This is a genomic window from Flavobacterium sp. N2550, from assembly GCF_025947265.1.
GTDB classification, from domain to species: Bacteria; Bacteroidota; Bacteroidia; order Flavobacteriales; family Flavobacteriaceae; genus Flavobacterium; species Flavobacterium endophyticum.
The window spans coordinates 3,227,132-3,248,140 of sequence record NZ_CP110007.1 but is presented as its reverse complement, the minus strand read 5'-3'; the positions used below and the strand labels follow the sequence as shown (position 1 = coordinate 3,248,140).

Here is a 21,009-nt window from a genome sequence, read left to right as displayed (position 1 = left end):
CTATTTTAGGAATATGTTTTACAATTATATTCTTATCTGAAGTTTGCTTAATCATGTGTCACTTTTAGTCTCATCGTTTATTTAAAAAAATCAACTACATTTGCCCTCGAAATGAAAAATACATACCAACATAGCACACCGTCTTTTGGACCAATAAGCGATCGTCATGAAGCAAAACTTCTGGCGGAACGTCATGGATGTGGTAGGTATCGTAAAGATTTCAAGCAGGATTTGTAACTGGTAATCTGAAACTATATAGCAAAAGCGTCCCGACATCGGGGCGCTTTTTTTGTTTTCACTCTATTTGGAAACGAATAGGAACAAACATGAGCGGTTTTAGAGAAGAAATAAAAAGCAAAAAAGAACAGAAATGATATAAAAACAAGCGCCATAGCAAATACGGCCTAAAAAAAAGCAAAAAAATGTTTCATGCCTAGTATAAAAAAACGAAAATAAGACTTGGAAGCTAACCAAATGAGAGACAGTCATTTGAATATTGTAAGGATATCTGTTGTATAACGGACAAGATTTTCTATGCGTAAATACAAGTATAACTAACTGATTATCAATAAAATAAATTTAAAAATAATTTGGAGGTTTGATTTTTTTGACTTTATCTTTGCCGAAGAAATTTTAGAATTGGGAATTAGAAATTACGAATTACAAATGAAGACAATGAATTCACTATATAAAAACACAGAAGCGATGGCTATTTATTTTAGATCACATAACGGGCAGCCGTCTAGCCCGAGTCTCGATCGCAGATTTTATAAGATACAGGTGTATGATGATTACAGGCTGATAGGATAAGCATATCCTGCCCTATGATTTGAAGCACCTTTAACGAGGTGCTTTTTTTATGCCCAAAAGGAGAGTAGGCAAATAGTGGTTTGTTGCAACCGACTGCTAATCGGTTTTGTTCAAAAGGCAATGAGAGTTCGATTCTCTTGCTCTCCGCAATGGCCTTGTAGCTCAACAGAATAGAGCATCTGCCTACGAAGCAGCAGGTTACTGGTTTGAATCCAGTCGAGGCCACACGAGTTCTAGAAAGGAACTGGCTCATTGGGGTTACTGGCTAACCTTCCCGACTGTCTCTCGGGAGAAACGGGTTCGATCCCCGTATGAGCCGCGAATGGTGCTTTTAGTTTATTTGGTAAAACCTCAGATTGTGGTTCTGAAGAACAGGGTCCGATTCCCGAAAGCACCCTAAAACTGGGAAGATAACGGAGGTTGTTTGTCCGCCTTGGACGCGGGAGGCCGCAGGTTCGAATCCTGCTTCTCAGACAAAGTAAGGAAGTACGCCAAAGTTGGAGGGTTGGGGCAGACTGTAAATCTGTTGTTTAAGTACGGAGTAGGTTCGATTCCTACTACTTCCACCAAAATGCAGGAATGGCGGAATGGTATACGCGGCAGATTTAGGATCTGTTTTTTGAGAGTTCGAGTCTCTCTTCCTGTACGAAAAGGAACAGTGGTGTATGTGGTATGCACGGTAGTTTGAAGCACTAGAGGTATTCGTTCGACTCGAATCTGTTCCGCAGTGTTTAATTTAAAAAGAATGAGAATCATGAGACAAGACATTTTAAAAAGGTTTTTGACCAATACGGATGAGACGGGCCGCTTCTTGATGAAGTCGCGACTGACGGGTATTGTTTATTTTGTCGAGCCGATCTATAACGGGAAGACGCCCGAATGGGGCGACGTGGATCCGGCGACAAAAAAGCTGACGGGCAGTTATGGTTCTAAATATACTGGAGCCGTCACTAAAAAAGAATCGCTGATAACAGAAGAAAACGGCTTCGTGAATATAGGCTATTTCAAAGGAAGTCCCTTTGGGGCAATCGAACAGAGAGACCGAGAGCACCAGAAAAATAGGGGGCTTTTATAATTTAATTCACTGCGCAAAATAATTGCGCAGTGGTTTTAAAATCTTTGTAGAGGAATAAGACAAGTTCATTGAAACAACAATATCAAACAAGTCCTGTTGCGTGTTTCTGTATGGCACCATTGTAGAGAACTTTGCCGAAAAGCATCATGTTTTTCTATGCAACTTGATTTGGAGGTTTGGGTGGTTTGCCAAAAAACCATCACCACTCTATGGGTTGCGGGTTCGAGTCCCGCTCTGCATTAGGCAGATAGTTCAATTGGTTAGAACAATAGAAGTTACGCAGGTTCGAATCCTGCACCGAGCTCGTTTCGGTTTGACAGCGGTTGTCGCCTTCGCAGACTATCAATCTGTAAGCAAGAGTCGCATTGCTCTTAAAAATAATGCCACCAAAGAGAAGGAGCCTGTCTCTATCAGCAATGCCCGAATCTAATGTCTGGGTTCTTGCACTTTTGACAGGGCCTGCGAGCATGGAAGCGTCTTTTGGACTATTGGTTTTTCTTTCTGGCTTGACAAAAGATTTCATTTGCTGGATTTCTTTTGGAAATGGACAGAAACAGATCCTGATTAAAAAAAGACCGACCAGCGCTCCCGTTTTTGAAGAAGGATGGAGAAGGTTCGTTTTCTTATTTATGTTGAATTTAAAAAGTATAAAAATGATTAGAAAAGTACGTATTAATGCCTACCAAGTAGGTCTGGTATTTGAAAATAGAAAATTAGTGGATGTCTTGGAAGAAGGCACAGCATGGGTATTCGGAAACAAAGAGGTAATGGTTTTTGAAAAGAAACAAACCTTTGTGGCTCCAGTAGAACTGAACCTTTTGTTGCAGAATGAAGCCTTGGCTTCGTTGCTAGAAGTTGTTGAGATTGCCGATACCGAAATTGCCTTGTATTTTGTAAACGGTATCTTTAAAGAAGTCTTGGTCACAGGAAGGTATGCTTTCTGGAAAGGCTATGTCAAAAACGAATTCGTAAGGGCAGACTTGTCAAAAACAGAGATTACCGAACCGATTCCGACTGCTTTATTGGAAACGGCCAAGTTGAAAATGTATGTAAGGCGCTTTCAGGTAGCCAGCTATGAAAAAGGATTGTTGTTTGTCAACGGTTCTTTTATCAAGGAATTGACAGCAGGCGCTTATTACTTTTGGAACAATGCCATTTCTGTTGAAGTGAAGACTATTGACGCAAGGCAGCAGCAATTGGAAATCTCAGGACAAGAATTGCTGACTAAAGACAAGGCAGGCTTGAGAATCAACTTTTTTGTGAGGTACCAAGTCTCGGATATCTACAATGCTTTGGTCGGCAACAAGGATTTTGAAAAGCAATTGTACGTTTTAATGCAATTGGCCTTGAGGGCTTTTATCGGAAGCCTGACATTGGATGAATTGTTGAACAGGAAAGATACGATTGCTAAAGAAATCTTGGAAAACGTGGAAGCAAAAATCAAGGATTTGGGCTTGGCGGTTTCTGATGCAGGTATCCGAGACGTTATCTTGCCTGGCGATATGAAGGAAATCATGAACCAGGTGCTTGTAGCCGAGAAAAAAGCACAGGCGAACAGCATCATGAGGCGTGAAGAAACGGCTTCGACCAGAAGCTTGCTGAATACGGCAAAATTGATGGAAGAAAACGAAATGTTGTGGAAATTGAAAGAGATGGAATATGTCGAGAAAATCGCAGATAGGATTGGTGAAATCACCATTTCTGGCGGCGGCAACGTCATCACTCAGTTAAAGGACATTTTCCTTAAATAAAAAGCAGCCATGGATTCATTGAATCTGTGGCTGTTTTGTTATGGGGTATTGATAAAGAAAAATTAGCTACAGTGTCGTATAAAAAAGACGAAACCACAAACATTATGTTTGTGGTTTCGTCTTTTATGCGTCTTTATAAATCTTGTCGTATAGGTCTTGGTATTTTTCCTTGACGTTTTTACGTTTCAGTTTTAGGGTAGGAGTGAGCTCTCCGCCATCAATAGACCAGACGTCTGGAGTCAGCTCAAAGCGCTTGATCATTTCCCAGTGTCCGAATTTTTTGTTGATATCGTCTACTTCTTCTTGGAAGCGTTTTTTGACTTCTTCGTTGGCAACAATCTCTTTATTTGTGCTTCCGATTGAGAGTCCTTTTTTAGAAGCCCATTGTTTTACGAAATCAAAATCAGGCTGGATAAAGGCGCCAGGCATCTTTTCGCCATCGCCAATGACCATGATTTCGCCAATAAAACGGGATTGCTTCATGGCATTTTCTATGAGCTGCGGCGCGATATATTTTCCGCCAGACGTCTTGAACATTTCTTTTTTCCTGTCGGTAATCTTCAAGAAGCCGTCTTTATCAATAAGGCCGATATCGCCTGTATGAAAATAACCGTCAACGATAACTTCGCTGGTAAGTTTTTCATCTTTATAATAGCCCATCATTACGTTTGGACCTTTGCACAAGATTTCTCCATCTTCGGCAATTTTTATTTCTACATTATCGATGATTTTCCCAGCAGTACCGATCTTGAAGCCTCCATTGCGTGTATCATTCACAGATATTACGGGTGATGTTTCTGTCAGACCATATCCTTCCATTACATAGATTTCTGCTGCTGCAAATACGCGTGCCAACCGCGGTTGTAGTGCGGCGCTTCCGTTTACTATTAGATCTAATTTTCCGCCCAACCCGGCTTTCCATTTACTGAAAATAAGTTTTCTGGCAATCATTAATTGAAACCCGTACCACCAGCCATTTGCATTGTCTGGTTCGTATTTTAAACCAACAGAAATCGCCCAGAAAAACAGTTTCTTTTTAATTCCGGTCAGTTCAGAACCTTTGGCAATAATTTTTTCATATACCTTTTCGATAAGCCTCGGAACGCCGGTCATTACGTTTGGCTGCACTTCTTTTACATTGTCAGAAATCTTTTCGATCGATTCTCCAAAATAAATAGCAACACCATAATATTGATAGATATAGGTCACCATTCGTTCATAAATATGACAGATAGGTAAGAAACTGAGCGCTTTGCTTTTCCCTGCTTCAAACGGAATTCTACTGGCAGAATCTAATACGTTTGAAACAATATTATTGTGCGAAAGCATTACTCCTTTAGGTTTTCCGGTTGTTCCAGAGGTATAAATTATGGTAGCAAGTTCAAGTGGTTTTACGTTGTTTTTTCGTTCTTCTACTTCACTTTGATTGCTTGTATCTTTTCCTAAGTCTAATAGCTCCGTCCAATTTTTACAACCTTCAATCTGATTAAAAGAATAAATTCCTTTTAATTTCGGAACATTATTCTTGATCGCATTTAGCTTGCCCAATACCACATCGTCTGAAACAAAACAATAACTTGCTTCGGAGTGGTTTAAGATATATTCATAGTCTGTTTCAGAAATAGTCGGGTAGATAGGAACATTTTGCGCTCCGGTCTGCAGAATTCCAATGTCTAGAATATGCCATTCTGTTCTGTTATTGGAAGAGATGACAGCAATTTTGTCATTTTTCTGTATTCCCATTCTCAAAAGCGCCCTCGATATGGCATTGGCTTTTGAAATATATTCATCAGTAGATGTCTTGACCCATTCGCCATTGTGTTTCGTAACTAATGAATCAGGAATGCTATATTTTTCTTGCTGATGATATGGAAAATCAAACAGTCTAGTAATTGAAGCCATTTTGTTGAAGATTAAATTCCCTGCAAAATAGGAAATTATTAATAAATCAGCAATGTTTTTATCATTTCGTAAATTAAGATTTTCCAGGCTTTAGAATAGACAAAATGTTTAAGATTTATTTTTCTGAATCAGATACATGTCGCCTAGAAAAGCAATCGTTATTCCAAAGCTATAAGCAAGTAGGTCGCTCCATAAAAATCCTTTTCCTAAGACTAAACGACCTAAAATAGTATGCCTGATTTCATTAATCCAATCTGCTTGGTAAAGCTGTAAAGTCTCGATGCCATAGCATACTAGCAACGAAACAAAGGCTATTTTTTGCAGTTTGGTTTTCAGGAACAAAAATCGTATCAAGAAATAAACCATTATGGAATACAATATATCGCCTACAACTAAGGGTATAATCTCTGTTTTTCGGGACAAGATTCCCAAAGCAATTATGCTGATACAAAGTAAAAAGTAGAGAATTCTATTGTTTCTCATGATAGGAAGAAGTATGGAATTTTGACAAACATACTAATTTATACCCTATAAAAAGCGGTATTTTCACTCTAGAAAAAACAGGAAATGACCTTGAATGTATGTGAATAGCTGTATCTACTTTTGACTTATGATTAATGCGTAAGCCGAAAAGCAAAAGAGTAGGCAACAACTAAAACTTACTATTATGGGAATGTTATTTTATTTAGCGATGGGATGGTGCGGAACAAAATTTCCAGGCTGGTGGCGTTTTCCGGTGCCTCCACATCCGGATCCTGAACCTTGGAGAGACTTTTCGATTTTATCAGTAATCGGAATCATTGCAGGCGTAGCCGGCGGTGCCTTATTTAACAATCAAATATCACAGAATGCATTATTTGCAGGACAGGAAATGATTGCTTCCGGAATGTTTGCTTTTGCGGCTTCAGGTATTGTGACAGGTGTTGGTGCTGTTATGATGAAAGGGAAACGATAGAAAAAAATCCTTTCTAAATTTTAGAAAGGATTTTTTTTATTTAAAGATGAAAAAAGTACCAATAATAAATAGGGCTATTTCTAATAATAATAAAATGTCAAAAGCAATTACTCTCAAGATTATATTTAATTTGGTGTACATCAAATGAAAAGCATTGTAGTAAGCAAAGCTAATATACAGCAATAAGGCTATTGGAGTTATTTTATCAATGACATAAGCAACTGTTGAGAAACCTTCTAAAAAGCCTAAAAAGGAAAGAAATATGCTAAATGTACTGATTAGCATTACGCCTAAAAAAGTCATTCCAGAAACTATAAAATGCTCACTCAGATTTAATTTCTTTCTGGGAAAAAGGACAAAGCTGGTCAATGCAAAAAGAGGAATCAGGGAAAGAATTAATATTTTAGCATAATCGGATAAAAAATCGCCTGATTTAAGGTCTTTATTTAGCTTTATTTCGTGTAGTTCAGGATAATATTTTAATTCAAGATGGTCGTAATAATTTGCTAAAAAAATATTAAGTCCGACCAATAAAACGGTTAGGTAGAATACATTATAATACTTAATTCGTTTTCCGCTAATATAATCCAAAGCAGCTTTTCCCGGTCGCGTGAAGGCCTCTTTAACTGTAAAGAAGATACCTTTCTCAAAATGCCATACCCCATGCAAAATGTCATGGAAAATAAAATGTTTAAAATTGATTCTGTGTGTATCGGTTTTTTGGCCACAGTTGGAGCAATAATTCTTCTCAATAGGTTCCTGACAATTTAAACAATAGGGGCTTTCCATAAATAATAAGGTTTAAGTCTTGCTAAAATAGGAAAAGGCTTCCATTTTCTGAAAGCCTTTTCTTAAATAGTTAAAAATAATCTATTTTTTATTCTCCACCCATTTTCTCGCATTCACAAAAGCTTCATGCCAAGGAGAAACTTCGTCGTTTCTGCCTTCAGGATAATTCGCCCAGTTCCATTGGAAAGTCGAACGTTCGATATGAGGCATCATCGCCAAGTGTCTTCCTGTTTTATCGCACATCATGGCAATGTTAAAGAAAGAACCATTTGGGTTAGCTGGATAATTTTCGTAGCCATATTTTCCAACCACATTATATTTATCTTCTGTGTAAGGCAAGTCGAATTTCCCTTCTCCATGAGAGATCCAGACTCCTAAAGTGCTTCCCGCCAAAGTGTTTAGCATCACAGAGTTATTTTCTAAAACGGTTACTGAGGTAAATGCGCTTTCGTGTTTGTGAGAATCGTTATGTCTTAATTTTCCATGAACTTCATGTTCTGGATTGATCAATTCCAATTCCATAAACAATTGTGCTCCGTTGCAAATTCCGACAGACAAAGTATCTTCTCTTTTGAAGAAATTATCCAAAGCTGTTTTTGCTTTTTCGTTGTATAAAAAAGCACCAGCCCAACCTTTTGCAGAGCCCAAAACATCAGAATTAGAGAAACCTCCAACTGCTCCGATAAATTGAATATCTTCTAAAGTTTCACGGCCAGAAATCAAATCGGTCATGTGGACGTCTTTTACATCAAAACCAGCTAGATACATAGCATTGGCCATTTCTCGCTCTGAATTACTTCCTTTTTCACGGATAATCGCCGCTTTTGGTCTTGGCCTAGAAAAATCAATTTCTGGTTTCTTTCCTGTAAAGTGACTTGGGAATTCAAAACGTAAAGGCTGGTTTTTGAAATTATCAAAACGTTCCTTCGCTTTTAATTCTCCCGATTGTTTTTTGTCTAATAAATACGAAGTTTTGTACCAAGTATCTCTAGCTTCTGCTACATTAACCGAAAGGTTTTTATCTCCGTTTTTAATGGTAACGGTATTGCCTTCTTTTACTTTTCCGATATTGAAGAACGTTACATTATTGTCATTAAAAACCGTTTCAACGGAAGCATCCGCTTGGAAAACAATTCCGATATTTTCTGAAAATAATACTTTTATAGTATCGCTTTCGCGTAAGGAACTCAAGTCGTAATCAGCGGCCAAATTTACATCAGCAAAACACATTTCTAATAAAGTGGTAATTAAGCCACCGCTTCCGATATCGTGTCCCGCTTGGATTTTATCGGCTTTAATCAAATCTTGAACTACGTTGAACGCCGTCTTGAAGTTCGCTGCATTTTTAATCGTAGGAACTTCGTTTCCAATCTTATTCAAAATCTGTGCAAAAGACGAACCTCCTAATTTGAAATCGTCTTCTGAAAGATTAATATAGTAAATGTTACCGCCGTTTTTCTTTAAAACCGGTTCTACCACCTTTTGAATATCTATACAGTTTCCGCCTGCAGAAATAATTACAGTTCCAGGAGCAATTACATCTCCATCAGGATATTTCTGTTTCATGGATAGCGAATCTTTTCCTGTGGGAATGTTGATTCCCAACTCAATAGCGAAATCGGAACAACCTTGAACTGCTTCGTACAAACGAGCGTCTTCGCCTTCATTTTTGCAAGCCCACATCCAGTTGGCAGAAAGCGAAATGCCTTTCAATCCGTCTTTGATTGGGGCCCAGATAATGTTTGACAATGCTTCAGCAATTGCAGTTCGGCTTCCTGCAGCAGGATCAATCAAAGAGGCGATAGGCGAGTGACCCACAGTCGTGGCAACACCTTCTTTTCCTAAATAATCCAACGCCATAACGCCGACATTATTCAAAGGCAACTGCAACGGTCCAGCACATTGTTGTTTGGCTACTTTTCCGCCTACGCAGCGATCCACTTTATTTGTCAGCCAGTCTTTACAAGCGACGGCTTCTAACTGCAACACTTGGTCAAGATACTTTTTGAAGCTTTCTTGAGTATAGTCTAAATCATTATATTTTCTATCGATTGAAGTATCGGTCATTACGACTTTTGGAGAACTTCCGAACATGTCTTCCAAAGCAAAATCCATCGGTTTGGCACCTGTAGTTTTTGATTCAAAAGTAAAACGGTGATTACCCGTGACATCCCCAACTTGGTACATTGGTGAGCGTTCACGATCGGCAATTTTTTGTAAAGTTTCGATATCTTTTTGGCCGATAACCAATCCCATCCTTTCTTGTGATTCGTTTCCGATGATTTCTTTGGCAGAAAGCGTCGGGTCGCCAACTGGTAATTTATCCAAATCAATCAAGCCGCCTGTTTCTTCCACCAATTCAGAAAGACAGTTCAAATGTCCGCCAGCACCGTGATCGTGAATAGAAACAATCGGATTGTTGTCGCTTTCTACCAATCCACGGATGGCATTGGCAGCACGTTTTTGCATTTCAGGATTAGAACGCTGGATTGCATTCAATTCAATTCCAGAACTGAAAGCACCTGTATCTGCTGAAGAAACTGCCGCACCGCCCATTCCGATTCTATAGTTTTCTCCGCCTAAAATAACGACTTTGTCGCCTTCTTTTGGTTTTTGTTTGATGGCTTGGCTTTCTTTACCGTAGCCAATTCCTCCGGCAAGCATGATTACTTTATCGTAACCTAATTTTCTGTCTTCAACTCTGACAGGGTTTGAAGTCTCGACGCTGACAGGGTTTGAAACCCTGTCAGCGTTAGTGTCTGTAGTTTTTTCTTCGTGTTCGAAAGTCAAAACTGAACCTGTAATCAAAGGCTGTCCGAATTTATTTCCGAAATCAGAAGCTCCATTTGAAGCTTTGATTAAAATATCCATCGGAGTTTGATACAGCCATTTTCTTTCGTTCATTGCTTCTTCCCAAGGACGATTTTCTTCCAAACGGGAATAGGATGTCATATAAACAGCAGTTCCAGCCAATGGCAACGAACCTTGTCCGCCTGCTAAACGATCGCGAATTTCTCCACCAGAACCTGTTGCAGCTCCATTGAAAGGCTCCACCGTTGTTGGGAAATTATGTGTTTCCGCTTTGAGCGAAATAACAGAATCAAAGTCTTTTGTTTCGTAGAAGTCAGGCTTGTCTGCCGATTTTGGTGCGAATTGCTGCACTTTTGGACCTTTGATAAAAGCCACATTGTCTTTATAAGCTGAAACAATATCGTTTGGATTTTCAGAAGATGTCTTCTTGATCAATTTGAATAGGGAAGAAGGTTTTTCTTCTCCGTCAATGACGAAAGTCCCGTTGAAAATCTTGTGGCGGCAGTGTTCTGAATTGACTTGAGAGAATCCAAAAACTTCAGAATCGGTTAGTTTTCTGCCTAGTTTTTTTGATAAATTATCTAAGTATTCAACTTCTTCTTTGCTCAAAGCTAAACCTTCTTTTGCATTAAAAGCGGCAATATCTTCAATTTCAAGGATAGGTTCTGGTTGAATATTTATGGTATAAATGTCTTGATTTAATTCAGGATATTTCTGAGAAAGCATCGGGTCAAAATCAGAAAAAGCTTCGGTTACTTTTTGAAATTCTTCAATTCTGATGATACCTTCTATGGCCATGTTTTGGGTAATCTCAACAGCATTCGTGCTCCACGGAGTAATCATTGCGGCACGTGGGCCAACAAAAAAATCCGCAAGGACGGATTTTTCTATTTTATGAGTGTTGCCAAAAAGCCAGTTTAGTTTTGAAATGTCTTGCGCAGAAAGCTCGTTTTGCGTCTGTACTGCAAAAACGGTATTGCTTTCGTTTCCGAAGAAATGAATCATTGTTTTTATTTTAGTTGTTGTTGTGGTGCAAATTTAGTTCAAAAAGTCTAAAGTCAAAAGTCTTAAAGTCAAAAGTTCAAAAACATTGTACTAAAATAAAAAAGACTGCCTTTCGACAGTCTTTCTCGTATTGTTTTCGGTATTATTTTTTTCTTTTCATCATGATTTCCATGCTCTTGAATTCTTTGCCGTCAGGAGACATGTCATACATTTCCATCTTTTGCGTATTGGCATCGATAGCTGTGATTACTTCTCGTATTTTTTTGACTTTTTTGGTCATTGGGTCGGTAACTTCGCCTTCCATTTTTACTGTTTTTGAAGCTTCATCATAGTTTCCTCTCATGACCATGATTCCCGATCCCATATTATCGATCCAAGTAGAGACATATTGCTTCGCAGCATTGTCATACGCTAGAGTGCTACGTCCTTCAAATGGCATTCCCATCATGTTTCCGGTATGAACTGATTCTTGGTAGAGTCCGTTCAAGATCATTTTAGTATTGGCTGTTGCCGTGCTTTTTTGTGGTTTGGTATCATCAGGACCCATCCAGAAAGTAAGTTCTTCTTCCCAAGTTCCTGTATCAGCAGCCATTTTTTTGTGCATTTCGCTCGGAGTCATATACTCTTCCCAGGCTTTTTGCATGGCAATAGAATCCATTGGTTCCGATTTCACGACTTCTGCTGGTACAGAATCTTTTTCAACCACTACTTTTTCTTCTACCTTGACTTCCTTCTTACAAGCTGTCAGACATAAAAGCAGTGCTCCTAAATAAATGTAGTTTGTTTTCATAATTGAATTGATTTTGTTTGATTCGTATAAAATTATGAAAAAAATGCATTTAATCGTATTTTAAGGAGGTGTTTTTAAAGATTTCTATTCTTCTTCAAAAGTGATGGATTCGTAAGCTCCAAGGTCAGGGCTTGTCAGATTTCTTGCTGTTCCTTTTATATCTTCTGGAACTTGTACAGCAACAGTAGGGTCTCCAAAACCATTAGCGCTTGATTCTTCACCAATTGCTAATTTGTTATTGTTGATGTCCAAGAAATTTGGATTTCCGTTCCTAACAATATTTGCAGCATCATTCACGAAAGAATACAAGTTATTGGTAGTATTGATTGAGGTGCTGAGTTTGATCTGACATTTCGTAAATACGGTATTGAAATTATCGCTTCCTTCTTTTTTATTTAGCAGTAATCCTGATTGGTTAGAACTAAAAATGATACAGTTTTTAAAGCTGGCGTCTAAGGGTTGCGTTTCTGGCGTTGCTCCATCAATAAAATTATCAAGTGCAACGGCATATTTTCTAGAACCTGACCAGTTGTTGTTAAAGGTACAGTGCTTGAAATCATATTTTCCGCCATAGCTTCCTATAAAGCTGGAAGAGCCGCCCCAATTGATAACTACATTTTCGCCTTGTATATGTCCTGTCTGTGCAAGTATTCCGGCATTCGACGAATTATAGATTTGTACGTTTTTCAGTTTCAAATCGGCAACAGGATTGTTGATTCCTGCATTCCCTGAAACTAAAATCCCTACAGTAGCATTTTTGATTGTAAGATTTGTAAATTCATGTCCGGTACTACCGTTGGTCAGCCAGATAGCGAGCCATTGCCCTGGCGAATCAGAAAAACCAGGTTCTAGTCTATCGCCTTCAAAAATAACCTCGTTTTCGAGCTGGTTGGTAAAAGATCGGCTTCCGTTTATTTTGATGGAACTTCCATTATAAGCGATTAATGCTGAACCAGAGTGGAAATGTACTCTCGCTCCGGCATCTATTGTAAGCGTTTCGTTTGCAGGCACGCCAGCATAGCCATATATGACATAGGGCTTATCCTTAGTCCAATGCCTTTCAGTATCGTCTAAAAAGAAGCCTCGACCTGTAATAGGATTACCTTCTTCATCAACTCCAATCGGAATTTGTTCGTAATTGCCTTCGTTATCGCGTGTCGGATATAAAAATACAGCGTCTTTAACTAACGTGACCAATTCGACTTTCTGCTGTTTTGTCCCAGCGTCGAATAGGATTTGGTCTGTATAAAGGTATTCTGCTTCTGGATTGGCAAAATCATCGTAATCGATAGTTGTTTCTATAAAAATGAACAAGCTGTCTTTAGCCAAAAGCTCAACGTTATTGAAAATTTTCCCTTCAGTCCCTTGCATTCCGTCCACCATCATTCTGTATTTTGAATTCATTCCTTTAGCTAGTTGGATAGTAGGAATGTTGATGTCTTTATCACTTCTATTGTACACTTTCAAAGTATAAGTGCTGGAGCCGATGTTGGTAAAGACGGTATCTAGATATACCGTGTCTTTTGAAAATCCAAGATTGCCATTGCTCGGTTCGAAATCAAAATCTTTTCGACAAGAAGTCAAGGAAATAGCTGCAATTATAAATAGAAAGAAAAATGAAGTACGCATTGGTTTGAATTTTGGTAAAAATAGTAAAAATCTGATTTATTGAATAGGTTAATTTGCAAATTTGAACGATGATTGATTTGTAAACTCAAAAATGTTAAAATTAGTATAGTCTTTTTAACTTTTCTGATAGAATCCGAACGTTTATGTTCCATATTTATTTCCGTAATTTTGGAAAAATAAATTAAAACGATGGCTTTCGATAAAAATACAATGCTTGAAAACTGCAAAAAGTGGTGCGAAAATACGCTAATGCAGACTTTAGAAATAGAATTTATTGATGCTGGAGAAGGTTTTTTAAAAGCCCAAATGCCAGTAAATCCAAGAGTCCACCAGCCAATGGGATTGCTTCATGGCGGTGCTTCTGTGGCATTGGCAGAAAGCGTGGGAAGCGCGGCTTCCTTAATGTTCATCAATCCAGAAACTCACGAAGTGAGAGGAATAGAGATTTCTGCCAACCATGTAAAGAGCAAACGTGCCGGAATGGTGTACGGAACGGCAAAAATCATCCACAAAGGAAGAATGGTACACCTTTGGGAAATCAAGATTACTGACGAAAACGATATGCTGATCTCACTCTGCAAAATCACCAATATCGTATTGGAAAGAACCAAATAATATGTCTGATTTATACCAACAAGCAAAAAAACATTTCGAAAGCAGGCTTCCTTTTGCGCTGTATTCGAAACCGAACGAAACAGTTGCTGTCGGGATTTTCCAGAAGGACGATTCTTTGCATTTTACAACAGATTTTACCGAAGTAGGTTTTGTTTTTGCACCCTTTGAAGGAAAAGATTTTGTAGTGCTGCCCGAAAAAGAGTCTGAGGTTTATATTGAAAATTATGTACTGACTCCTAGTAAAAGTACTGTTAATTCTGTAGCTGAAGCAAATACAAGTGCCAAAGAAAATTTTGAAGAATTGGTACAGAAAGGCGTTGATACAATTCGTGAGGGCGATTTCAAAAAAGTTGTTTTATCGCGAAAAGAATCGGTTGTATTGGAACAGATTGATATTTTTCTTCTTTTTCAAAAATTACTTTCTGCCTATCCCGCGGCTTTCAAATATTGTTTTTTTCATCCTAAAATAGGATTGTGGTTGGGCGCTACGCCTGAACAGTTGCTGAAAGTTTCAAACGATCATATAAAAACTGTTGCCTTGGCAGGAACTCAGGTATATCATGAAGGTGAAATTACATGGGAAAACAAAGAGCAAGAAGAGCAGCAATTCGTTACTGAGTTTATTCTCGACGGATTGAAAAGCTATGTTGCTGAACAAACTATTTCGGAACCATATACTTTCAGGGCAGGAAATATTGTCCATATAAAAACAGATATCGAAGCCCGTCTGCAGAATCAGGAGGATCTAGGTATGATTATAAAAATACTGCATCCGACGCCAGCGGTATGCGGCCTTCCAAAGAAAGAGGCGAAAGAGTTTATCCTAAAGAACGAAGGTTACGACCGGGAATATTATTCAGGATTTTTAGGGGAATTAAACAAGGACTTTGCAAAAGGGCAGGAGCAGAATTCCGATCTATTTGTAAATCTTCGTTGCATGAAGGTGGAAAATAAAACAGCTAATTTATTTATAGGATGCGGCATCACCAAAGACAGCATTCCCGGAAAAGAGTTTTTGGAAACCGTGAACAAATCATTAACTATGAAAAACATACTAGGGTAGCGCGTCGCTATTCTTCGTATTTTTACGAATAACAACAAATAAACAACATGAAATTAGATATACTTTTTTTTGGCGCTCATCCAGATGATGTCGAGCTGGGCTGTGGCGCTACCATTGCTAAAGAAGTCTCATTAGGCAAAAATGTGGGAATTATTGATCTTACAAGAGGCGAGCTTGGAACACGCGGAACTGCAGAAATTCGTGACGAAGAAGCTAAAAATGCAGCTTCGGTTTTAGGTGTCGAAATTCGCGAAAACCTGAGAATGCGCGACGGTTTTTTTACTAACGATGAAGCTCATCAGATGGAAGTCATCAAAATGATTCGAAAATACAGGCCAGAAATCGTAATCTGCAATGCAGTAGATGATAGGCATATCGATCACGGCAAAGGCAGCAAGCTCGTTTCTGATTCTTGCTTTTTATCAGGCTTGATTAAGATTGAGACAGAAATTGATGGTATAAGCCAAGCGGCTTGGAGGCCGAAACTTGTCTACCATTACATTCAATGGAAAGACCTGAAGCCAGACTTTGTTGTTGATGTCAGCGGATTTATGGATAAGAAAGTTGCCTCTTTGATGGAATACAAATCTCAATTTTACGATCCGAATTCCAATGAGCCAACAACGCCAATAGCGACAAAGAACTTTAAAGACAGCATACTCTACCGTGCGCAAGACTTAGGAAGGTTGATTAACTCGGAGTATGCAGAAGGATTTACCGTAGAAAGATATTTGGCTGTCAATAGCTTAGGAGATTTGATATAATTTTTTAAATTTTTTGTTTGCAGAAATCAACTTTTGCAGTATATTTGCACTCGTTAAACAAATGGTGGTTGTAGCTCAGCTGGTTAGAGTATCGGTTTGTGGTGCCGAGGGTCGCCGGTTCGAACCCGGTCTGCCACCCATTTTTAAAGCCTTGGAAACTTCCAAGGCTTTTTTTATTCCCTATTCTTTGCTAATTAAAACTTAAAGGAACTGCTTCTGTGGGCTTTATTCTTTAAATTAGTAAGAAAAACATCATGTCACAGCAAATATTCATAGGAAATCCGCTTTCCTTCAAATCAATCAGAGATTATATATTCGATCATAAGATCAACAAAGGTGATTCTATTGTTTTAAATCCGTTGAATTTTAAAAGCCTTATTGAGGAAATAAAGCATTCTGCCGGAGAAACATTTGAAATTCCGATTAATGTCTTTGGCGTATTGCTGCTCCAAGACGATAGCGTCGAACTTGGAAAAATCCAGATTGTAAAGAATGAAAATCTCAATTCGTAATTGTTTTAAGAAAAAATAATGAAGATTTGTTATAAAATTTAATAAAATTGTTATATTTTGGCTTATATATTTCTAAGAATTGCATAAGAACCAAATTAGTATAACTTAAAAAATTAAATTTTATGGGTACATTCTTGATTTCTAAAAGAAAAAACGACGAGTTTCAGTTTGTATTAAAAGCAGGAAACGGAGAAGTTATCTTGAGTAGCGAAGGTTATTCAAGCAAAGCAAATTGCACAAACGGTATCGAATCGGTGAGGAAAAATTCTCAAGACGATTCAAAGTTTGAAAAAAAGGAGGCTTCAAACGGAAAGGCATACTTCAATCTAAAAGCTACTAACGGACAGATTATTGGCTCGAGCCAGATGTATGCTTCGACTTCCGGCCGTGATAACGGAATTGAATCGGTAAAGAAGAATGCTCCCGATGCAGATGTAAAAGAAGATTTATAAAATAAAAAAGCTCCGATTTCGGAGCTTTTTTATTATTTGCCATCCCTGTCAATAACAGGTCTTTCTTTTCGGTTTGCCAATTCCCAAGCTGTTACAAAAACAAGCTGGGCTCTTTTTTGAAGCAGGTCGTATTCGATCTTATCTGGCGTGTCTGTCGACTTATGATAATCAGCATGAACGCCGTTGAAATAAAATAGCGACGGAATTCCGTTTTTCGCGAAGTTATAGTGATCCGAACGATAATAGATTCTTTCAGGATCGTTCCTGTCGTTGTATTTATAATCCAGCAATAGCTTAATATAGTCTTGATTTGCTTTTTCTGATATCTTATGAAGGTCGGTACTCAAGCGATCAGAGCCAATCAGATACACATAATTTCCGTTATCTTTATGTTTTTCATCACGACGACCAATCATGTCAATGTTCAAGTCGGCAATAGTATTTTTTAAAGGGAATAAAGGATGTTCAGCATAATATCTTGAACCGTGTAAGCCATGTTCCTCTCCAGTTACATGAAGAAAAAGGATAGAGCGTTTCGGACCGTGTCCGTCTTTTTTAGCCTGCATAAAAGCTTTGGCAATCTCTATCAAAGCTACTGTTCCTGAACCGTCATCATCGGCACCATTATAAACTTCGCCGTTTTTCATTCCAACGTGGTCGTAATGGGCAGAAATAACCAAAATTTCATCTGGCTTTTCAGAGCCTTCAATAAAGGCCCAGATATTCTCTGAATCGTTTAATTTCGGACTGAAGGATTTTGACATAAACTCCGAAGGGACTTTTTGGTAAAAGTCAGTGGCACCTTTTGGGTAAGAAACGCCCATTTTTTCATATTGGTCGATAATATACTTTCCTGCCTTTTTTTGACCAGGCTCACCCGTATTGCGGCCTTCCATTTCATCGCTGGCAATTACATAAAGATTTGTTTTCAAATCTGCCGCCGATATCGAATCTATATATTTTGTAGGTTTTACTGTAGAACAGCTTACTAAAAAAAGCGAGAGCAAAAAGCCGGTTATAAGCGTTTTCTTCATTTTCAAATTTTTATAAATATAATAATTTTATTGGATGTGCCATATGCTATACATAAATAAAGCCAATGAAAATATGGATATCAAAAACATATTTATGAAAAACAAAATGAAGCTCTTTAATCGTGAAATAATTTTTTCTTCGCCAAAAAATCTGCTATGTGCTCTAAAAAAGTAAAAGAAGCAATATCCCAATGAGATAAAGTTATAGATGCCTGAAAGGTCGTCTAAAAGAAAGAGATGCAAAATCCATTCGAAAAGCACGCCAATCGTAATCGTTAGTAAAAGAAATGAAAAGTAGTGGAGCGTAAACACACCGCTATCAAAATAATATCGCTTTTTTTTGTCGTGCAAAAGCCAAAGGAAAAAAGCAAAAATCGGCATGTATAAAAATAAGACTTTCGGAAGCGTGTGGAAAAAAGACTCTATCACTTTTTTCATAAACTCCTTTTGATTTTTTTCTTGCTTGACTTTCAACAAGTTTTTATACATCCCATATTCAAGGTAGGACAGTTTTTCGGTAGGTATATTTTCTAGGGAATCTAGTTCCTTGATGCTTTTTACAAATACATCATCCTTAATTCTTATGCCTCTGTTTTCTTTTTTAGCTAGTGTGTCTTTTTTATCGTTTATATTTATAAATTCTTTTTTTTCTTTGGTGTCGCCAAAAAAGGAAACATCTGGCAATAGAGTGGGAAGCAAAAATGTCACAAAGCTGATAAAAATGTACAGCTTAACAGGAGGCACAAATTTTTTCCTTTTGCCTTCCAGATATTCCTTTGTTAAGTAGCCTGGCTTGAATAAAAGATTCTTTATCGTTTTCCAAAAACTGCCGTCATAATGCGTCAAGTCTTCTACAAAATGGGTAAACAGATAATGAAAAGATTGTCGTGTCTCAGTATTTTCTTGTCCGCAATTGGGACAATATTTATTTTCGACTACATAGCTACAGTTAAGGCAGGTCTTGTCTTCTCTTAGTTTTTGGTGTCCCATGGTAGGAAGATGTATGTTTTTAATGGATGCTAAAACTATAAAAAATCCAAAACATTTTTACATTTATTTAAGAAAATTCCAAAAAAAAGCAAGGCTTCAACACCAACTGGTACTAAAGCCTTGCACATGAATTACAAGCTACTCTAAATTAACGTGATTGCAATTCGTGTTATTTCAAAATCTATTTGGTTTATTATAGTTGCAACTTGTTTTCGCTATGGAATAAAGTAAAAAGCAACATCCAAATATAATTCGGATTATAAAGTTACGATATAATTCAATTTTGTTATTCTAAAACAATATTAAATTTCTCTTAAATCTTCACTATAGCTATGTTTTAATTAGTAAATTCAATAAAAAATAAACACTCTAAAATGCACGATATTTTTGAATGGGAAAGAGTCCTCATTAACAACCATCCGCTTGAATTTCTTTTCGAAGTAGTTTTCAGGTCTGTCGTAATGTTCATCGTCCTGCTGATTACTTTGCGCTTTACCGGAAAAAGAGGCGTTAAGCAGCTTTCTATTTTTGAAACCGTCATCATTATCGCTCTAGGCTCAGCCGCAGGAGATCCTATGTTTTATGAAGATGTTGGGCTCATTCCGGCTATCACCGTTTTTATTGTCATTATTTCGATGTATCGTTTTGTAACCATGCTGATTGGGAAATTCCAATGGTTTGAAAATCTGGTTGAAGGAAAAACGGAGTGCCTAATCGAAGAGGGAAAATTCTCCATTTCCAGCTTTGAAAGAGAAGGCTTGGCACAAGACGAGTTCTTTTCGGAATTACGTCTGCGTTCTATAGAGCATCTCGGACAAGTGAAAAATGCCTATCTTGAGACTTCCGGTGAAGTCAGCGTTTTTTTCTATGATGATAAGGATGTAAAATACGGATTGCCTATCTTGCCGCAGTTATTCAACCAAAAGAATGTGGCCATACCCAAAGACGGTCTGTTTTCCTGCACGTTCTGTGCCCATACGCAAAAAGTAAAAGCAGGAAAAGCCAGCTGCCAAATCTGCCAAAAAACTGAATGGGTTGAAGCCATCAATACCTTACGTAAAGCATAAATATTAAAAATGATTTCTATAACGAATACCACTAACTACCAAGCAATAAGGGATATTGCTGGAAAAACTTGGCCAATAACTTACGGTCCTATTCTTTCTTCCGAACAAATCGACTATATGTTTGCCATGATGTATGATATCAGTGCGCTGGAAAGCCAAGCCACTGCAAAAAAGCATCATTTTATTTTGGCAGAAGAAGACGGAATTCCATTAGGATTTGCTTCTTATGAGTTGAATTATAACGAAGAACCCAAGACTAAAATTCATAAGATATACATCCTGCCCGAAACCCAGGGCAAAGGAATAGGAAAGAAGCTTATTGATTTCATAGCCGATAAAGCCACAACCAATCAAAATACTGCTCTTTCTTTAAACGTAAACCGTCATAACAATGCCTTCCAGTTTTATGTAAAGCTTGGATTCGAAAAAATAGGGGAAGAGGATATTGATATTGGGAATAGCTATTTGATGGAAGACTACATCATGGAAAAAAAGCTATAGCTATTTAGGGTTTTATTGTGCAAACATTATGATATCAATAACATAGTGCCCATTTTATAAGGCGTAAATTTGAGTATGAACCAACCAAAATACTCAATGTTATGATAGAACAGATTCACAATTTGCCTGACAATATGGTCGGTTTTCGTTCTAGCGGCGAAGTCACCCAAGACGATTTTAAGCTTGTAAATACAAAGGTTTCGGAGCTTGTCCAAAAGACAGGTAAGCTTAATTATTTACTTTACTTAGAAAATTCTCCAGCCGATTTTACTTTCGGAGCCTGGATACAGGATGCTTTGCTTGGAATCAAAAATATAACCAAATGGAATCGGGCCGCCATTATTTCCGATTCGGAAACGGTTGACAAATTCACTTATTTTTTTAGCAAGATTATGCCAGGTGAATTCAAAGTTTTTCATAAAAACGATTTGGAGCGTGCTATCGAATGGACTTCAGAAAAAATTGACGTAGAAGAATAACCAACTAAATTAAAT

At 37.8% G+C, this 21,009-nt stretch carries 19 protein-coding genes and 8 tRNA genes; 19 read left to right on the top strand and 8 right to left on the bottom strand.

What is annotated here, in order from left to right; genetic code table 11:
• Positions 1-869: 869 nt before the first annotated feature.
• The 9 genes from OLM56_RS14330 (at position 870) to OLM56_RS14290 (ending at position 3,636) form a co-directional block, all read left to right on the top strand.
• Positions 870-957, top strand: a tRNA-Ser gene (locus tag OLM56_RS14330).
• 4 nt (positions 958-961) lie between these two features.
• Positions 962-1,035: transfer RNA gene (locus OLM56_RS14325), tRNA-Arg, on the top strand.
• A gap of 21 nt (positions 1,036-1,056) precedes the next feature.
• Positions 1,057-1,129: transfer RNA gene (locus tag OLM56_RS14320), tRNA-Asp, on the top strand.
• 83 nt (positions 1,130-1,212) lie between these two features.
• Positions 1,213-1,284 (top strand) — tRNA-Pro (locus OLM56_RS14315).
• An 8-nt stretch (positions 1,285-1,292) separates the two neighbouring features.
• Positions 1,293-1,379 (top strand) — tRNA-Tyr (locus OLM56_RS14310).
• A gap of 4 nt (positions 1,380-1,383) precedes the next feature.
• Positions 1,384-1,456 (top strand) — tRNA-Leu (locus OLM56_RS14305).
• 6 nt (positions 1,457-1,462) lie between these two features.
• Positions 1,463-1,535, top strand: a tRNA-Phe gene (locus OLM56_RS14300).
• Between the two features lie 29 nt (positions 1,536-1,564).
• Positions 1,565-1,885, top strand: a complete 321-nt coding sequence (locus OLM56_RS14295; RefSeq protein WP_264527466.1) for a hypothetical protein — start codon at positions 1,565-1,567, stop codon at positions 1,883-1,885.
• 380 nt (positions 1,886-2,265) lie between these two features.
• Positions 2,266-3,636 carry a slipin family protein gene (locus tag OLM56_RS14290; protein ID WP_264527465.1) on the top strand — a complete coding sequence of 457 codons (1,371 nt, stop codon included), beginning with the start codon at positions 2,266-2,268 and terminating at the stop codon, positions 3,634-3,636.
• Positions 3,637-3,759: 123 nt separating this feature from the next.
• On the opposite strand, the gene OLM56_RS14285 is transcribed toward OLM56_RS14290, so the two are convergent.
• Positions 3,760-5,538: an AMP-dependent synthetase/ligase gene (locus OLM56_RS14285; protein ID WP_264527464.1), complete on the bottom strand. Its 1,779-nt coding sequence runs from the start codon at positions 5,536-5,538 to the stop codon at positions 3,760-3,762.
• 108 nt (positions 5,539-5,646) lie between these two features.
• Positions 5,647-6,021: a DUF2809 domain-containing protein gene (locus OLM56_RS14280; protein WP_264527463.1), complete on the bottom strand. Its 375-nt coding sequence runs from the start codon at positions 6,019-6,021 to the stop codon at positions 5,647-5,649.
• Positions 6,022-6,205: 184 nt separating this feature from the next.
• Between OLM56_RS14280 and OLM56_RS14275 the strand changes: the two genes are divergently transcribed.
• The gene (locus tag OLM56_RS14275) at positions 6,206-6,493 is read left to right on the top strand and encodes a hypothetical protein (protein WP_264527462.1); all 288 of its coding nucleotides are present in this window, start codon (positions 6,206-6,208) and stop codon (positions 6,491-6,493) included.
• A gap of 36 nt (positions 6,494-6,529) precedes the next feature.
• On the opposite strand, the gene OLM56_RS14270 is transcribed toward OLM56_RS14275, so the two are convergent.
• From OLM56_RS14270 to OLM56_RS14255, 4 genes are all read right to left on the bottom strand, one after another.
• Entirely contained in the window at positions 6,530-7,282 is a 753-nt protein-coding gene (locus OLM56_RS14270; protein WP_264527461.1) for a DUF3667 domain-containing protein, read from the bottom strand.
• 81 nt (positions 7,283-7,363) lie between these two features.
• Positions 7,364-11,098, bottom strand: a complete 3,735-nt coding sequence (gene purL / locus OLM56_RS14265; protein ID WP_264527460.1) for a phosphoribosylformylglycinamidine synthase — start codon at positions 11,096-11,098, stop codon at positions 7,364-7,366.
• Between the two features lie 142 nt (positions 11,099-11,240).
• Positions 11,241-11,888 carry a DUF1579 domain-containing protein gene (locus OLM56_RS14260; protein ID WP_121374468.1) on the bottom strand — a complete coding sequence of 216 codons (648 nt, stop codon included), beginning with the start codon at positions 11,886-11,888 and terminating at the stop codon, positions 11,241-11,243.
• Between the two features lie 84 nt (positions 11,889-11,972).
• Positions 11,973-13,517 carry a hypothetical protein gene (locus OLM56_RS14255; RefSeq protein WP_264527459.1) on the bottom strand — a complete coding sequence of 515 codons (1,545 nt, stop codon included), beginning with the start codon at positions 13,515-13,517 and terminating at the stop codon, positions 11,973-11,975.
• Between the two features lie 189 nt (positions 13,518-13,706).
• Here OLM56_RS14255 and OLM56_RS14250 point away from each other — a divergent pair, with 189 nt between their 5' ends.
• The 6 genes from OLM56_RS14250 (at position 13,707) to OLM56_RS14225 (ending at position 16,923) form a co-directional block, all read left to right on the top strand.
• Complete coding sequence (locus OLM56_RS14250; protein ID WP_121374466.1) at positions 13,707-14,132, top strand: hotdog fold thioesterase; 426 nt, start codon at positions 13,707-13,709, stop codon at positions 14,130-14,132.
• A gap of 1 nt (position 14,133) precedes the next feature.
• Complete coding sequence (locus OLM56_RS14245) at positions 14,134-15,195, top strand: chorismate-binding protein (protein ID WP_264527458.1); 1,062 nt, start codon at positions 14,134-14,136, stop codon at positions 15,193-15,195.
• 47 nt (positions 15,196-15,242) lie between these two features.
• Positions 15,243-15,959 carry a bacillithiol biosynthesis deacetylase BshB1 gene (gene bshB1 / locus OLM56_RS14240; protein WP_264527457.1) on the top strand — a complete coding sequence of 239 codons (717 nt, stop codon included), beginning with the start codon at positions 15,243-15,245 and terminating at the stop codon, positions 15,957-15,959.
• 63 nt (positions 15,960-16,022) lie between these two features.
• Positions 16,023-16,098: transfer RNA gene (locus OLM56_RS14235), tRNA-His, on the top strand.
• 115 nt (positions 16,099-16,213) lie between these two features.
• Complete coding sequence (locus OLM56_RS14230) at positions 16,214-16,471, top strand: hypothetical protein (RefSeq protein ID WP_121374463.1); 258 nt, start codon at positions 16,214-16,216, stop codon at positions 16,469-16,471.
• Between the two features lie 122 nt (positions 16,472-16,593).
• On the top strand, positions 16,594-16,923 hold the full coding sequence (locus OLM56_RS14225; RefSeq protein ID WP_121374462.1) for a YegP family protein: 330 nt from the start codon (positions 16,594-16,596) through the stop codon (positions 16,921-16,923).
• Positions 16,924-16,955: 32 nt separating this feature from the next.
• Here the strand turns inward: OLM56_RS14225 and OLM56_RS14220 are convergent, their stop codons facing one another.
• Both OLM56_RS14220 and OLM56_RS14215 read right to left on the bottom strand, forming a co-directional pair.
• Positions 16,956-17,957, bottom strand: a complete 1,002-nt coding sequence (locus OLM56_RS14220) for a M28 family metallopeptidase (protein ID WP_121374461.1) — start codon at positions 17,955-17,957, stop codon at positions 16,956-16,958.
• Positions 17,958-17,984: 27 nt separating this feature from the next.
• Positions 17,985-18,947 (bottom strand): DUF3667 domain-containing protein, encoded by a 963-nt coding sequence (locus OLM56_RS14215; protein WP_264527456.1) that lies wholly within the window; start codon positions 18,945-18,947, stop codon positions 17,985-17,987.
• Positions 18,948-19,321: 374 nt separating this feature from the next.
• On the opposite strand from OLM56_RS14215, the gene OLM56_RS14210 reads away from it, so the two are divergent.
• The 3 genes from OLM56_RS14210 to OLM56_RS14200 all read left to right on the top strand — a co-directional run bounded on the left by OLM56_RS14210 (position 19,322) and on the right by OLM56_RS14200 (position 20,994).
• Positions 19,322-20,014, top strand: coding sequence for a DUF421 domain-containing protein (locus tag OLM56_RS14210; protein WP_264527455.1), 693 nt, complete (start codon positions 19,322-19,324; stop codon positions 20,012-20,014).
• A gap of 9 nt (positions 20,015-20,023) precedes the next feature.
• Entirely contained in the window at positions 20,024-20,515 is a 492-nt protein-coding gene (locus OLM56_RS14205; RefSeq protein ID WP_182492152.1) for a GNAT family N-acetyltransferase, read from the top strand.
• Between the two features lie 101 nt (positions 20,516-20,616).
• Entirely contained in the window at positions 20,617-20,994 is a 378-nt protein-coding gene (locus tag OLM56_RS14200) for an STAS/SEC14 domain-containing protein (protein WP_264527454.1), read from the top strand.
• The last annotated feature ends 15 nt before the right edge of the window (positions 20,995-21,009 follow it).